Below are 15,173 nucleotides of genomic sequence, written 5' to 3' on the forward strand. Positions count from 1 at the left end.
TTACTCCCTGGAAAAGTGTGCATTAAGGATCTGGCCGGAGGCCACGTCGATAAAGAGTTGGTTTGTATTTGGCTTGTCCAGGCCACCTAAAGCCTGGATGTACGGGCCGGTTTTCAGGTAAGTGAGCTCTGCACGCAATGGCGCAGGCACTTCTTGTAACCCGGTATACAGGCAGGTTTTCAGGCCAGCGTGTCTGGCAAGTTGCAGTAATTTGATCAACAGCGGTGCCTGCCACTCGCCACCAAAAAACACCACACAGGTGATAAGCCCACTGTATTTGTGTAACAGCCCGGTAAAGCGGCCAACTGTGAGCGGCGTGCCGTTTTGTGCATCCCACACCTGTGGGCTGTGACACCCCCGGCAACCTATCTGACACCCGGTACATAAAAAGCCCAACGCTATCTCATTGGGCACTTCCTGAAAACAGATTTGCGGCTCAAACACATTCACAAAACACCATATATAGTTATTTTATAAATCAATAAACACAATATATAGTATTCCAGTGTATTCCTGCCAGTCTCCCGCTTGATCTGGATCAAGCTTACTCACGGCTAAAAAAGGCACTTTAGTGGTAACAAAACAGGGGCATGCGCAACGGCGTACTGTGTGGGTACTTCTACCTACTTAGGAGGAGTTTCATACCATATATTCTTTGCTAGACTGGCTTTTTTACGAATGTTAAAGGGCGGCTATGACAGCTAAAATTGGTATTTTAACGATAAGCGACCGCGCGAGCAGAGGTCAGTACGAGGATCTCTCCGGGCCCGCTATTATTGACACACTCACGGCCTATCTTTCTTCGCCGTGGCAGGCTGTACGTATGCTTGTTGAAGACGAGCAACCACTGATTGAGCAGGCTTTGCGTACACTGAGCGATGACGAAGGCTGTGCATTAATCATCACCACCGGCGGCACAGGCCCCGCTAAACGCGACGTGACGCCAGAAGCAACAGAAGCGGTCTGTGATAAGATGATGCCCGGCTTTGGCGAACTGATGCGCCAGGAAAGTTTAAAGTATGTCCCGACCGCGATTTTATCCCGCCAGACTGCCGGTATTCGCGATCGGGCACTGATCATCAACTTGCCGGGCAAACCAAAGGCCATCAAACAGTGTCTGGATGCAGTATTCCCGGCAGTGCCCTACTGTATTGACCTGCTGGAAGGTCCTTACCTGACATGCGATGATGCTGTGATCCAGGTATTCAGGCCAAAATCTTAATCTGTATAATCATTACCCATAAAAAAGCCAGTGCATTTGCACTGGCTTTTTGGTTCTGGAGATTGCTAAACTTTTTTGTGTGATACATCTATCAGTTCAACGGTACCGTCTTCACGCACTTCTGCAATTTGTCCTCTGGGTTCATCCATAAAGAACAAGGTTACAAATCCAATCATGGCAGTACCTGCAATAACGTAGAAGAAGGTGGCATAGTCAACAAAAGACAGAACGGTCAGGAAGGTCACCGCGCCCACATTGCCATAAGCTCCCGTCATACCCGCGATCTGACCAGTTAGGCGACGTTTGATCAGCGGTACCACGGCGAATACAGCGCCTTCGCCAGACTGGACAAAGAAAGAACACGCCATTGCTGTGGCAACTGCCAGCCATAATGGCCATTGCGCATCCACCATGCCCATTAAGAAATATCCCATTGCCAGGCCAGCGGTTAAAATCAGCAAGGTTGTTTTACGGCCAAATTTATCTGAGATCCAGCCCCCTGCGGGGCGAGACATTAAGTTCATAAATGCATAAGCACCTGCCACCATCCCGGCCATAACCGGGTCCAGCGAGAAGGTCTCAGCAAAGAACAGCGGCAACATAGACACAACAGCAAGCTCAGAACCAAAGTTGGTGAAATACAGGATATCCAGCACGGCGACCTGCTTAAAACTATAGCGATGCAACTCGGGAACTTCTTTTTCAAACACACCTTTATTGACCGCCCACACTTTTTTCACTTCAAACAAATACAGCAGGCACAACGCAACATAAATCACATTCACAACAGTTGCATCCAGCATATTTACGCCATTGGGAGACAGTTTCCAGGCTAACAGCGCAAGCGCTGCATACATAGGTATTTTCATTAGCAGGAGTAAAAAGAAATCGCCCTTAGAGGTGACTTCCATCGCCCCCAGGTTTTTAGGCCGAAAATAGGTCGAGCCTTTTGGAGTATTGGTTACGCTGGAATAGTAAATAAAGCCATAAACCAGGCTCATCACCCCGGTTATCCCAATGGCATAACGCCAGCCATCGTCACCCCCGAACAACAATGCCACCGTTGGCAGAGTAAAAGCTGCAGCCGCAGAGCCGAAGTTACCCCAGCCGCCGTAAATGCCCTCAGCAGTACCGAGCTCGTTATGTGGAAACCACTCAGAAACCATGCGTATGCCTATCACAAAACCGGCACCGATAAAGCCCAGTAGGAAGCGAGCAATGGCTGCCTGTAAAAAGCTGTCTGCAAAGGCAAACATAAAGCAGGGCACAGAGCACAGTACCAGCAAACTGGAGTAAACGACGCGCGGGCCATATTTATCGGTAAGCATGCCAATAATGACGCGTGCAGGGATCGTAAGTGCAACGTTGAGTATCAGAAGTGTCTTGATTTGTTCGGTAGTGAGTCCCAGGGTCGTCTTTACGGCCTGCAACAGAGGGGCAAAGTTAAACCATACTAAGAAGGTGATAAAAAATGCAATCCAGCTTAAGTGCAGGACTTTCATTTTCCCCTTCATGGAAAACACATTAAATTTTTCACTGGCCATAATTCTCTCCAATACGGTAGATTCCCAGCCATTCTGGCGCGCTCAGCACAAAAACAATTGACGCAAATCAAGTAATTCCCGGCCGCAAAATGCGCGCAATAACGCCCCTACCTATTTGGGTTTTTGGCCATAAAGTGACAGCACGCGGAAATACACAGCTAACTACCTATTTAGATGTATACGGACTACTCCAATCCAACACCTTGATATCAATAGTGATACCCAGTGCAATCAGGAACTAACGAAAAGCAAAAAACAAAAAAAAGCCTCCGAAGAGGCTCAACATATTGCAGGGAATCTTATCGTAATGGTGTCAGTGCATTCAGAACTTATGTGCCAGCATCAACCACAATTTGTCTGTGTCGGAGGCCAATACCTTTGCATCGTACATGGCGTATTTGAGCAGTAATTTGCATTTTTCTGTGACCTTATACGCCGCCGTAAAATCTATTTCACTACCGTAATCAATGCTGTTTTCTACGCTGTCAAACTTGTGGTAAGTCACACCCAGCTTTACGCCAGATACCATGCCATCGACGCCAACATACCAGTCTGCCACGCCATTGGCTGGGGTGCCCAGAAACTTATCAGCAAAGCCCTGAAACTTGTGTGCAGTAGCCAATGGCGTACTAAAGCCAACGCCATTGTCCGATCCCAGTGACTCATAACCAATCGTCCAGCCAAGCTTATTGAATTTACCTTTTACCTGAGCCAGTAAATAGTCAGTGCTAAAATCCGCTGGATTGTCACCATAGTCCCGCTGCTGGGCGTAACTCAATATGTACTTCACCTTATCAAAGGCTTTACCCGCAACCCGTACACCCAGTGTTCGCGTTGAAATGGCCGCATTGTGATCAAAGTCTAACAGGTAAGCAAAGCCTGATAGCGAAAGCGCGGGACTGATCTGATAAGCGACATTACCGAGATGGAGCGAGCCGGGTAAATCGCTCTTGGCACTTTTTTCACCGAAAATACGATTCACATTGTACACATAGCTGTAATCAAACGTCAGAACGTCGCTGACCTTGTAGAGCGCCCGATAGCCGTCAAACGTTTGTTCATTTTGTCGCCATGCCACGCCACCAACAAAGCGTTGGTCATCCAGATTGATCCGCTGCCTGCCCAGGGTAAACGCCAGCTTGCCCTGATTGAGTTGCAAATTGGCCTGATTGACTTCTGTACCGGTTGGATCAGCCACCACAGGGTGGTCCTTAATCCCGTTGACCGTGCTGTTGTGGTTGTCGTTGCCGATGCGGGTGACATTATCTACTTCAAGCAACGCCCGGACACCGCGCAACGTCCCGCTGGTGTAATTCAGGCGTGTTAACAAAGTAGATGCATGTGCTTTTTCGTCAACGCCTTGTTGATCGACATGTTCATATCGATATCTCAACAGGCCAGTGGTCTTGCCCTCTGAGAGCATGTTGTTGATACCGTCGTGAACAGACGCCTGAGCCCCAAAACTCAGACCGGATAAAAGCAATGTGGCAATTACAGAAAGTTGTGTTTTCATACTTTAATACCTTGCTACGCAGTGATGTTGTACGTAGCCTAATGCCATGATCTGCTTCCTAATTTGATTTATATCAAGCCCTGATTTGCGTTACCCACTCTGCACTTCCCCCTCTCTTTGTAGGTATAACAACACCTCCCAATTTGCTGTAGTCTTTAAGTAATACATCACCGAAACACAAGGCTAAAGCTGAATGAAGTTAGATGACACAAATACAATGCGTTACTGTCGGCACATTTTACTACCCCAGGTGCAGGAAGACGGGCAGGAAGCGTTTTTAGACAGCCATATTGTGGTGGTGGGTGCCGGTGGCCTGGGCTGTGCTGTTTTACCGTATCTGGCCGCATCAGGCGTTGGCACTCTCACGGTGTTTGATCACGACGCTGTGGATATCACCAACCTGCAACGCCAGATCCTGCATACTGAGCAAAGCGTCGGGATAAACAAAGCGCAATCCGCCGCAGAATCACTCGGCAGAATCAACTCGTCCATCCGGGTCAATATCTTTGCAACCGCCCTGAGTAAAGTCCACAGTGACACGATAAAGCAGGCCGATGTTGTCGTGGATTGCAGTGACAACCTGCAAACACGATTACTGTTAAATGATCTGTGCTGGCGTTACCATACTCCGCTGATTTCAGGGTCTGCTATCCGTCTGGAAGGTCAGGTGATCCACTTTCCTATGCGTGCCGCCGATCCGTGCTACGCGTGCGTTGCCAGTTTATTTGGCGAACAACCTCTGAGCTGTATGGAAGCGGGTGTGCTGTCACCGGTCGTCGGTACCATAGGCACATTACAGGCTACAGAAGCCCTAAAAAGTCTGCTGAAGCTTTCGCCTGATAAAGTCTCGCTGACCCTGTACGACGCCCAGTCGTTGCAATTCAGGGCATTTGACATTACCAAACGAGCAGATTGTCCCGTTTGCTCACAGAGACACTCTACCCCTTAGCACAAGGGAATAGCGCAATAATATTGGAGTCAGCGGGCTCATACCGGGGCTGTTGAACGTCAGACAGCACCGGGGCCAGTTCACGACATATATATGAGGTGACCTGCAACTCAGTTTGCAAGGTGCTGCTTTTGGCACTTTTTGGCAGGCCATTGGCGATTCTTGCAATGTCAAAATGGATAAACTGCTCGACCCCACAGCTGCTTAAACAGCGTCTGATACAGTGCAATGCGCAGCCATCTATGGCAATAAGCAGTTCGCTTTGTTTGAGCCGTTCAAGATGCTGGGGCGACCCGGCCGCAATGGCCGCCACAGCAATCCGCTCAACCTTGCCTTGTTGCTGTAAGACAACCGCAATATCGTCGGACAATGCGCCGTCGTGACAACAACCGGAACAACTCATGATGCAGGGTAAGAGATTGCTTTTCATGTCAGTACATTCGTGTTTGAATCGTGAATAAAAGCATAGGCAGCACGCAGTTTTTCAGCTTGATCCACATCAACAGCCAGAAGTGATTTACGCGCGCAAAATAGGTAGGTGGTAACCCCTTCGGGTTACCGGGGTGAAGGGCTTTTGTTATCAGCCGGGGCGGCCATCAGCTCTGGGCTGAGTCAGCACTGGGTAATACACCAAAGTGAACAGGCCATAGGCAATACACCAGGTCACTATCGAAATAAGAACAAAAGTAAAACTAAAACTGGCAAAGAACAGGATCCCAAATACCCGGATCAGGGCCGACACAAAGACGGCACCAAATGCCACCACCACCAGCTGCCTGACCACCAGTTTTCGCCCGGTGTGCCCCAGACTCACTCGCGACATCATGCTCAGGATCATGCTTCCCATTGCACCAACCGTTAACGCGTGAAAAGCCGTCGATAACGTCAGCATATCGGATAGGTAGGAAATGCCTATCAAAGCAATTCCAATGGGGATAAACCAGTATGCCGCGTGCAGGCTCCACAACAATGGGACTTTCAGCGTTAGTCTGAACTTCCATCTCTGCACGCGAATCACATGGGCCAGCGCACAGAGCAGCATCAGTCCACCCAGACCCTGCTCAGGCAAATAATGGTTTAGCCCCGTAATGTACACAGCGAATATGCCCCATGTCATGCCCAGCGTCAGATATTCCAGCCAGCGAATTGGCGTGACTTTTTCAGTTTTGGTGCCATTGGCCGTAAAAAACGGGATCACGCGGCCACCCAGAATACTCATCAACAACGTAATAAGCCAAATGGCTGAAATATAACCATGTTGATACAAGCTGGGTAAATTAAGTACGACCCCCAAATGCATGATCAGATTGGTTGCACTCAAAAAAACCAATATCGGCACAAAAAACAAATTGCGCATCTGGCCGATTGCGATAATGGGTTTCGCAAGCCAGTACCCTGCTAAGGGTAAAAACAGTAAGTCCACCAAAATGACAAGCCATGGCGGGGTGGACGAAAACAGCATCAGCACCCTGGCCGCAATCCATAATCCTGCAAGCACAGCCAGCTTACGCCCCCGAATGCTGGGTATGCCTGTCCAGTTTTGCACAGCCGTTAATAAAAACCCCACCACGATTGCACTGACAAAACCGAACAACATCTCATGACTGTGCCAGAACAGGACATGACCGTACGGCGTAAACTGTAAGGTCCCGCTTAACACGCAGCCCCACACAATTAACGCCAAACAACTGAAAAAGCCGCCTAACAGGAAAAAAGGTCTAAAAGCCAAGCGGAGCACTGGCGGGATCTGCTCCTCTTTCTGGGTATCGAGTATCTGCATCATAAGTCATCATCTTCCAAAAAATTATAGCTCGCAGCTTCCTTCAGCCTGCGGCTGTAACGCTCTGCCCGGATCGCAAAGTACATCGCCATCATGCAGACCGCGAGGACCCCGTACAGCAACATAAAGCTGGCACTGTAGAAACCTAATACCTCTACCGCAGCAGCAAACAGAACGGGCAACGTAAAGCCGCCCAATGCACCAATGGCGGCAACAATTCCGCCAACTCTGCCCATATTGTTCGGGTAGTGTTCATGGATCACTTTAAACACGCTTGCGCGACCAAAACCTTGCGCTATGCCAATCACAAATAACAAAACTGAAAAAAACCAGACGTCAATGGCAATCTGAATATGCACATCCTGTTCAACGCCATGAATGGTCATTGTGGTAGGAGGGTAACTCAGGAAAAACAGGCACCCCAGGCACACCCAGAACACACTCCAGTTCACGCTGCGGCCTCCGTATTTGTCTGCAAACCACCCACCCAAAGCCCGAACCACAGACGAAGTAGCAACAAAAAACAAGGTAAAAGCCATGGCCTGAGAGAGCGATAGTTGATAGGCCTCCGTGTAGTAATAGGGCAACCACAACAACAGGGCGAGAAACGATCCAAATACAAAGTAATAGTAAAGGCCAAGCCGCCAGATCCGAGTTTGCTTTAACAAGGTATACCAGGGTTCATTGAACGGATCGGGCCGATTTTCACGGGCTGGTCGCTGTGGTGCAAAAAACCAAAACGCCAATGCCACAAACATCAGCCCACCAGCATAAACCAATCCAACATAGTGCCAGCCAATCGACTGCATCAAAAAGGGCGCAAGCACCAAGGTTATCGCGGCACCGGCATTGCCCACTCCAAATACCCCCATAGCAGTGCCCTGCTGGTCTCGGGGAAAGAAGTCATTCACATAGCGAATACCCAGCGTAAAAGAACTGCCGCTCAGACCAAGCCACAAGCCAATCAGTAGCAGCGTCATATAGGTATCTGCCAGATATAACAATGTCAGTGGCGGCAGACAAATCAGCATCTGAATAACAAACAGTTTTTTGGGGGAGCCTTGGTCGGCGGCAATACCCGCCGGGATACGAGAGAGTGCCCCCGTCAGCATCGGAGCAGACAACAGAGCAGCTACCTCTAATGTGTCCAGCTCCCATTGCGTGGTGACAGGAATAACCAGCACAGCATAAAGCGTCCAGACGGAAAAGTTAGCAGCGAATGCGAAAGTAGCGAGTAGCAATGCGCGTTTTGCAGTTTTTTCTGACATATAGCAAACCACCCGAATTGAGTAACAAGGCACGGTGTAATAAGTATGGTATCTATTCTACCTAAGTTGTTGAGAGATATCGGGCTTCTACCCCCAATGCCTCAATATACCGGGCAACGACACAGCGTATTCAAGAGATGCGTTTATTTTCACATAGATACAAACTGCGCCCCATACCCCCTTGTGGGTAGCTGCCGTGCCATTTAGTCATAGGAGCTTTCACTTTTACCTTGTTTCGGCCTATTTTAGGTTGAACTACAACGGGCTTTTCTTGCACTATTTTCACATCAAGACAGGATTAAAGTGTGAGATAGATGCAAAACATCACGGTTCTGGTCGGGGTAAAAACCACTGCGGGTATCAAAGACATCAACGAAGATGCCGCGGGTTTCCTGATCCCACAAGACAGCTACCTGAACAAAGTCAAAGGGTTGGCGTTTTGCATTGCCGATGGCGTTAGTTCAGCTGAAGCGGGTAAAGAGGCCAGTGACACCGCAGTAAAGCGCTTTTTATCTGAATATTTTAAGACCCCGGATACCTGGTCTGTGAGCCGCTGTGGTGAGCAAGTATTATCAGCGATAAACCTCAGGTTATACCGCAAAAGTCACCAATTTAAGCAGGACAACAAAGGTTACTTAACGACCCTGAGCTGTCTAATTTTAAAGGGAGTTCACGGCCATTTATTCCACGTTGGTGACAGCCGGGTATTTCGCTTGCGTTCAGACTCCTTTGAGCAACTTACGACCGACCACGTGACGCACTTAGGACAGGGTAAGTCCTTCCTGTCACGCGCCCTTGGCATGGACAACAACATTCACATTGACTACAGCAATTTCGAACTCAAGGTAGGCGATTGCTACCTGTTAACCACGGATGGCGTGCACGACTTTATTCCGACCGCCGCGCTGATCAGAGCTTTATCCTCTTCGGCATCTGCCAGTGATATTGCTTGTTCGCTGTGTGAGCAAGCACAGACCAACGGCAGTGATGACAATATCAGTTGCGTTGTATTCAGAGTAACGGCACTACCGCACCAAGATGAAAATGAATTCAATGCAGATCTAACCCGGCTGCCCTTCCCGCCTCCTCTGGAAGCGGGCTTGAAACTAGATGGTTATCGGGTTATCGAGGAGCTTTTTGCCTCACCCAGAAGTCAGTTGTATCTGGTAGAAGATGAAGAAAGTGGCCAGCGCTACGCGATGAAAACCCCCTCTGTTAACTTTGAAGACGATGCGCATTATATTGATCGCTTCCTCAAAGAAAAGTGGATTGGTAGCCGTATAGATTCGCCTCACGTTGTTAGAATTATCCAGCACAACCGTCCAAGAACAGCACTTTACTACCTGATGGAACACCTCGATGGTCAGAGCCTGGACAACTGGCTCGCAAAAAACGCCCCTTTGAAGCCAAAGCACGCCATCGCCATCGTTAAAGCCATTGCCAAAGGACTCCAGGCATTCCACGACAACGATGCAACTCATCAGGACTTAAAACCCGGCAACATCATGATAATGAAAGATGGCTCAGTTAAGCTGGTGGACTTTGGCTCGGTGTTTGTGGCCGGTGTGGCTGAACTGTACCGCCCTATTGAACACATTGGCGCACTGGGCACAGCCAGTTATTCGGATCCTAATTACCTGGTTGGCAAAAATTCAGCCATTCAGGGAGATGTGTATAGCCTCGCAACCATTTGCTATGAGCTATTTACCGGGCAACTGCCATACGGAGACAAAGTTGAAGCATGTACCTCCATGCATGACTATGACAAATTGCGCTACCAGAGCGCGACAAAGTACAACCCGGTTATTCCCGTTTGGTTTGATAAAGCACTCCAAAAAGGTGTGAGCTTTGATCTTACTACGCGCTACCAAACCATTGATGCGCTGTTAGAGGATCTCACCAAACCAAATCCCCTGTTCCTTAAGCCAGAACCTGAACCCAAAGAAGCCAGCAGTCTGGTGTTCTGGAAACTGGTCAGTGGGTTTTGGTTCATCACGTTAATGTTGATGATTTATCTGTTCAGTCAGTCAAAGTTTTAACGCGTCAGACGCCATACCAGCCAGGTCGTGCCAATATCCGTTAATATGGTTGGCGGGCCGTGGCGTGTTCCGGTGACCAGAAAAGGACTCTATCCAGTCCATATCTTCACTCTGATGAGCGCTGATCCGCGCAATATCAGCGATATCAGCCAACTGCGCCGCTTCTTCACACAAATTGTATATCTGCCCAGACATCGTCTGAATACCATTGAGCACAAACAACGCTTTGCCATCCTGACTCTGCGTCTTGAGGCCCTGAGGATGAGACTGACAGATCAAATCACACGCATCTTTGGCCAAATCATGGTGGCGCGCAGTAAAGCATCGGGCGCTGTACGCCAGCGGTAAATAGCCATAACTAAACACTTCGTACTCCATGGGTAAATCACACAGCGACGCATATTCTGCTTTTAACGCCATCAGCCAGGTCTGTGACAACTCAACGGGCATCACCCATCGTTTTGCCCCCATTTTCGCCAGTTTCATGAGCGTATAACCGTTGTAAACATTAATAGCAGGCCCAATCACAAACGGCTGGTTGAGTTCACTGAGTACCTGCACCGCAGCAAGATCATTGGCTTCAAACAACAGCGAAGTATCTCTACACACTTTTTTTAGTGCCGACACTTGCGCCGGCGATTCAAGCAACGCCAGCGTCGAACACACAACCTGCTTGCCCTGCTCGCTCAGCTGACTGGCCCAGCGTAGATAGTCCTCCTGGCGAGACAGCCTGCGTTTGCCACAGACACTCTCTCCCAGATAAACGATGTCCGCACTAGAGTGTGCAACTTGCTCATAAAACGAATCCATGACACTTTTTTGCCAGAGAAATAACACAGGTCCAATCGCAACTTTTAACTTCGACATCTTTATTCCCCCTTTACTTCCACTTGCGATGATACGCACCCAAAGTCGTTTGCTGCCCCTCCGAGAGCGCAGCCAGTGTTGTATTCCAGTGTGGCTGTACCTCAAACTGATCGCACTCGCGTTTGGCACTATCAATGGCCTGGCGCCACACTTTGGTGACTTGTGCCACATAGGCAGGGCTGCGTTGGCGGCCTTCTATTTTTACCGATGCAATATTTAAATTCAGGAGTTCAGGGATCAGCGCAAGAGTATTTAAACTCGTGGGCTCTTCCAGGGCGTGATATCTCTGATCTGCAACATCAAAGCGGCCTTTACACAGGGTGGGGTAACCCGCTTGTTCATCGGGCCCAAACGAATCGATCAACACCCCATTTAATCGCGCATCCAGTATCTTGTCTTTTTGCTCCCAGCGCACAAATTTTGCGGGAGAGCATACACCTGCGGTGTTGGGCGATTCGCCGGTCATATAGGAAGACAAGTAACAGCGCCCTTCAGCCATAATACACAGACTGCCAAATGCAAACAGTTCCAGCTCCACAGTAGTTTTCCGCGCCAGCTGCCTGACTTGCTGAATACTCAGTACCCGAGGCAAAACAACCCGTTTAACGTTAAACTGCTGCTGATAAAAATCGATGGCACTGCTGTTGGTCACCGATGCCTGCACACTCAGATGAACCTCTTGTTCAGGGTGATGAGTTGCCAGATAATCCAGCGCGGCAATATCTGCCACAATGAGTGCATCAACGCCATTATCTATGGCCTGATCCATTGCTCGTTTCCAGCGAGGAAACTGTTTGGGGTGCGCAAACGTATTGATGGCAACGTGCAACTTGCGGTTATTCTGATGACAAAATGCAGCGGCTTCGCGCAGTTGTGCTTCGTTAAAATTAAGCCCTTTGAAGTGCCGTGCATTTGTGTCGTTGTTTAAACCGATATATACAGCATCCGCACCGTGCTCAATGGCTTTTCGCAATGATGGAAGGTTTCCTGCCGGGCAAAGCAACTCCATACCCACTCCTGATTATTTTAACTTGCTCGTAATTTATCAATAATACTAAGCGAACGAGTTAACTCAGGTAATCAGCTATGATGAATAGTTTTAATGATATTTTTAAGCAAAAAACATCGACTTTTTTTACCCCAAAATGGTTAAGCAGACTTACTTATATTATGCCCTGCACCGCAATGAGCGCAGCGCTGGAGTTCCATTTAAATAATATTTTCAAAACTCAAATAACATCAGGAGAACTGAGTTTTTTGGTCGACAAATGTATTTGTATCGACGTCAATAACATTTCTCTGAGCCTATTCATTTCTCTGGACAATGAAACCGAGCGACTTACCATACTGGTTATAAAATCAGCGTTCATTGCGCAAAAAATGACCCGGTTTGATGGCAAATTAACGGGTAGTAGCGATGCACTTTTGCAACTTTTGGCCGGAAAGCGTGATCCTGATACGTTGTTTTTCAGGCGTGAGCTTGCTATCGAAGGTGACACAGAGCTGTGTTTAGAGTTTAAAAACTGGCTCGATACGCAAGACCCTGAAGGAAAATTACCAAGCCGACTGTATGCAGATTTACAATCTTATGTAGAAACGCTATCTTGAAGTGGGCTGCTTACGCAGCCTGCTTTAAGTATCTAATGATTTGAGATAAATCCAGGCAGTATTAACTGCCTGCTTATACCTCGGTAGTATTAACTCCCTACTTATTTTCCCGGCAATATTAACTGCCTACCAGTTCAACGAGATTGTCCTGACGGTCAAGTACCACATACATTGAGGTGTTTTTACCCGTTTGGACATCACTGACCATGGATTTCATACTCTTGTCGATAATACTACTGTCGACATCTGCATTTATACTGGTCACAAATACCAAATCCCAGTCTGGATTGATTACGTCCGCTTCTTTACATAAGGCCGGGTAATCACTCAGTTCTTCCGGTAACTTATCGACACACATGACTGGCTGAATAAACCCTTTGTTCACATCGTTCGATGCACTTTCAACACTGGCTTTGGTAAACAGCATCAGAAGCTTGACGGGCTCTGGCTGATAACGGGACATTGTTAGTAACTCTTGAAACTTGCTCATTTTTCTTACCCTGCAAAATTAAAAAAGAGCCACAACCAGATGTTAATGGCTCTTGCTGTAGTGGAGATGATTATGGATTGTAGAACTCACCGTCCTTTCTCAAATAAAACCACCAGTTGACGAATACACATACACCGTAGAACACTGCAAACCCGATCAGTGCCACTTCTGGTGTGGTAGCTTTAATCTGCTGGCCAAACACCATAGGGATGTAGAAAGCACCATAGGCTGCCACTGCTGATGTCCAACCCAGTACCGGACCCGCCTGCTCTTTTGGAAATACCATGGCGATGGTACGGAAGGTCGAACCGTTACCAATACCAGTGGCAGCAAACAGGATTAAAAACAGTACAAAGAAAGGCACAAAGAACTCTTCCGGGGTCGCAGATTGATAAGCAGCGTGCATATAGAAGGCTGCGCCCAGTGAAGAGGCGACCATGACCACAGAACAGATCTGTGTGACTAACGCACCACCCATTCTGTCTGCAACCCAGCCGCCCAGAGGACGGATAAGTGCACCAATGAAAGGGGCCATCCAGGCATACATAAGGGCACTGGGACCGTTCGGATTTACCGTATCGTGTGTCATGGCACCATCCACCATCATGTGCTGAAATCCGAAGATGACCTTGATTGCCAGCGGAAATGCCGCCGCAAATCCAATGAAAGAGCCGAATGTCATGGTGTAAATAACACTCATCACCCAGGTATGTTTGTTGTTGAAGATTTGGTATTGCTTAGACAAGCTCTCGCCGATTGCGCCGGGTAACATTTTTAGCAGGAACACTGTTGTCGCAACCACCAGAATCAACACCAGCTCTTTTGGCACACCAAACCCGGAACCATTGGCGGATTCTGGCAGCATTAGCCACAAACCCGCCGCCGCTGTTGCCAGACCAATTGTCAGCATCACTGAAATCATGGCAAACGCGCCCAATGGGCTGCCCAAGTTTGGCGATACTTCTGGCGTGCGAATATTGTTCATGCCAAACCAGGTGGCAAAGAACAGAGGCACCAGTAGCAGCAACCACAGAAACCCGCCATTTTGGATCCAGGTTTCTGAACCCGCTGGAATTTTCCCGATCAAACTACCTGAAGGGCTGACCAGCGTCACCGGATCGCCCCCGAGTGCACCAAACACACCGTAGGTCATAAACAGTGGGATCAGGATCTGCATGGTCGTCACGCCAAAGTTACCTAACCCCGCATTGAGGCCCAGTGCCAGACCTTGTTGCTTCTTGGGAAAGAAGAAGCTGATATTGGACATCGACGATGCGAAATTACCGCCCCCAAACCCTGAGAGCAGCGCCAGTAACTGATATTGCCACAACGGCGTGGTGGGATCTTGTAATGCCATACCGGTAAAAAAGGCCGGAATAAGCAACAAAGAAGTTGTAAAAAAGATGGTATTTCTGCCACCGCAGAAACGAATAAAGAAGCTACTTGGGATCCGTAAGGTCGCACCGGACAAACCCGCAATCGCTGTTAATGTAAATAGCTCTTGTGCGGAAAAGTTGAATCCCGCATTCATCATTTGTACCGTTAGAATCCCCCAGTAGAGCCATACCGCAAAGCCACACAACAGACTTGGGATGGATATCCACAAGTTACGCTGTGCAATTTTTTTACCCTGAGACTCCCAAAAGGCCTCATTTTCGGGTTCCCATTTCTGTAGATCAGCCATAGTGCCGCTCCTTACAATCGAATTACCCTCACTATGTGCATAAAAAAGGTGACAGACAATTCACATTGATGGGTAATAAGCAACAATGTGAGGCTAGCAAGGTATACCCAATTTTAGGTATAAAACCCAATAAAAAATTGATTTTTAAACATTTTTAAAGCGTGGTAAAAAGGTCTTTTGGAGTAGCACCCGATGTTTGTAGTGAATGC

At 48.3% G+C, this 15,173-nt stretch carries 14 protein-coding genes; 4 read left to right on the plus strand and 10 right to left on the minus strand.

What is annotated here, in order from left to right; translation table 11 throughout:
- Positions 1-450 carry an anaerobic ribonucleoside-triphosphate reductase activating protein gene (gene nrdG / locus MHN33_RS00450; protein ID WP_239393198.1) on the minus strand — a complete coding sequence of 150 codons (450 nt, stop codon included), beginning with the start codon at positions 448-450 and terminating at the stop codon, positions 1-3.
- 244 nt (positions 451-694) lie between these two features.
- Here nrdG and mog point away from each other — a divergent pair, with 244 nt between their 5' ends.
- Positions 695-1,222 carry a molybdopterin adenylyltransferase gene (mog, locus tag MHN33_RS00455; protein WP_239393199.1) on the plus strand — a complete coding sequence of 176 codons (528 nt, stop codon included), beginning with the start codon at positions 695-697 and terminating at the stop codon, positions 1,220-1,222.
- A gap of 65 nt (positions 1,223-1,287) precedes the next feature.
- Here the strand turns inward: mog and MHN33_RS00460 are convergent, their stop codons facing one another.
- A complete protein-coding gene (locus MHN33_RS00460; protein ID WP_239393200.1) occupies positions 1,288-2,766 on the minus strand; it encodes a NarK family nitrate/nitrite MFS transporter in 1,479 nt (492 codons plus the stop codon).
- 322 nt (positions 2,767-3,088) lie between these two features.
- Complete coding sequence (locus tag MHN33_RS00465; RefSeq protein WP_239393201.1) at positions 3,089-4,279, minus strand: alginate export family protein; 1,191 nt, start codon at positions 4,277-4,279, stop codon at positions 3,089-3,091.
- A gap of 193 nt (positions 4,280-4,472) precedes the next feature.
- On the opposite strand from MHN33_RS00465, the gene moeB reads away from it, so the two are divergent.
- Positions 4,473-5,228, plus strand: coding sequence for a molybdopterin-synthase adenylyltransferase MoeB (gene moeB / locus MHN33_RS00470; protein ID WP_239393202.1), 756 nt, complete (start codon positions 4,473-4,475; stop codon positions 5,226-5,228).
- On the opposite strand, the gene MHN33_RS00475 is transcribed toward moeB, so the two are convergent.
- The 3 genes from MHN33_RS00475 to MHN33_RS00485 form a co-directional block, all read right to left on the minus strand.
- The gene (locus MHN33_RS00475) at positions 5,218-5,658 is read right to left on the minus strand and encodes a putative zinc-binding protein (RefSeq protein WP_239393203.1); all 441 of its coding nucleotides are present in this window, start codon (positions 5,656-5,658) and stop codon (positions 5,218-5,220) included. The genes moeB and MHN33_RS00475 overlap by 11 nt on opposite strands.
- A gap of 150 nt (positions 5,659-5,808) precedes the next feature.
- Positions 5,809-7,011: an NnrS family protein gene (locus MHN33_RS00480; protein WP_239393204.1), complete on the minus strand. Its 1,203-nt coding sequence runs from the start codon at positions 7,009-7,011 to the stop codon at positions 5,809-5,811.
- Positions 7,008-8,276: an MFS transporter gene (locus tag MHN33_RS00485; RefSeq protein WP_239393205.1), complete on the minus strand. Its 1,269-nt coding sequence runs from the start codon at positions 8,274-8,276 to the stop codon at positions 7,008-7,010. Before MHN33_RS00485 ends, MHN33_RS00480 begins: the two co-directional genes overlap by 4 nt.
- Positions 8,277-8,590: 314 nt before the next feature.
- On the opposite strand from MHN33_RS00485, the gene MHN33_RS00490 reads away from it, so the two are divergent.
- Positions 8,591-10,315, plus strand: a complete 1,725-nt coding sequence (locus tag MHN33_RS00490; protein ID WP_239393206.1) for a bifunctional protein-serine/threonine kinase/phosphatase — start codon at positions 8,591-8,593, stop codon at positions 10,313-10,315.
- Here the strand turns inward: MHN33_RS00490 and MHN33_RS00495 are convergent.
- Positions 10,304-11,182, minus strand: a complete 879-nt coding sequence (locus tag MHN33_RS00495; protein ID WP_239393207.1) for a U32 family peptidase — start codon at positions 11,180-11,182, stop codon at positions 10,304-10,306. The genes MHN33_RS00490 and MHN33_RS00495 overlap by 12 nt on opposite strands.
- Positions 11,183-11,195: 13 nt before the next feature.
- Positions 11,196-12,191, minus strand: a complete 996-nt coding sequence (locus tag MHN33_RS00500; protein WP_239393208.1) for a peptidase U32 family protein — start codon at positions 12,189-12,191, stop codon at positions 11,196-11,198.
- 77 nt (positions 12,192-12,268) lie between these two features.
- Between MHN33_RS00500 and MHN33_RS23780 the strand changes: the two genes are divergently transcribed.
- A complete protein-coding gene (locus MHN33_RS23780) occupies positions 12,269-12,790 on the plus strand; it encodes an SCP2 sterol-binding domain-containing protein (RefSeq protein ID WP_275442325.1) in 522 nt (173 codons plus the stop codon).
- A 118-nt stretch (positions 12,791-12,908) separates the two neighbouring features.
- Here the strand turns inward: MHN33_RS23780 and MHN33_RS00515 are convergent, their stop codons facing one another.
- Both MHN33_RS00515 and MHN33_RS00520 read right to left on the minus strand, forming a co-directional pair.
- Positions 12,909-13,280 (minus strand): ribonucleotide reductase subunit alpha, encoded by a 372-nt coding sequence (locus MHN33_RS00515; protein WP_239393209.1) that lies wholly within the window; start codon positions 13,278-13,280, stop codon positions 12,909-12,911.
- 70 nt (positions 13,281-13,350) lie between these two features.
- Positions 13,351-14,964: an MFS transporter gene (locus MHN33_RS00520; protein ID WP_239393210.1), complete on the minus strand. Its 1,614-nt coding sequence runs from the start codon at positions 14,962-14,964 to the stop codon at positions 13,351-13,353.
- Positions 14,965-15,173: the final 209 nt, after the last annotated feature.

Source organism: Pseudoalteromonas sp. OOF1S-7 (assembly GCF_022347765.1).
Taxonomy (GTDB): domain Bacteria; phylum Pseudomonadota; class Gammaproteobacteria; order Enterobacterales; family Alteromonadaceae; genus Pseudoalteromonas.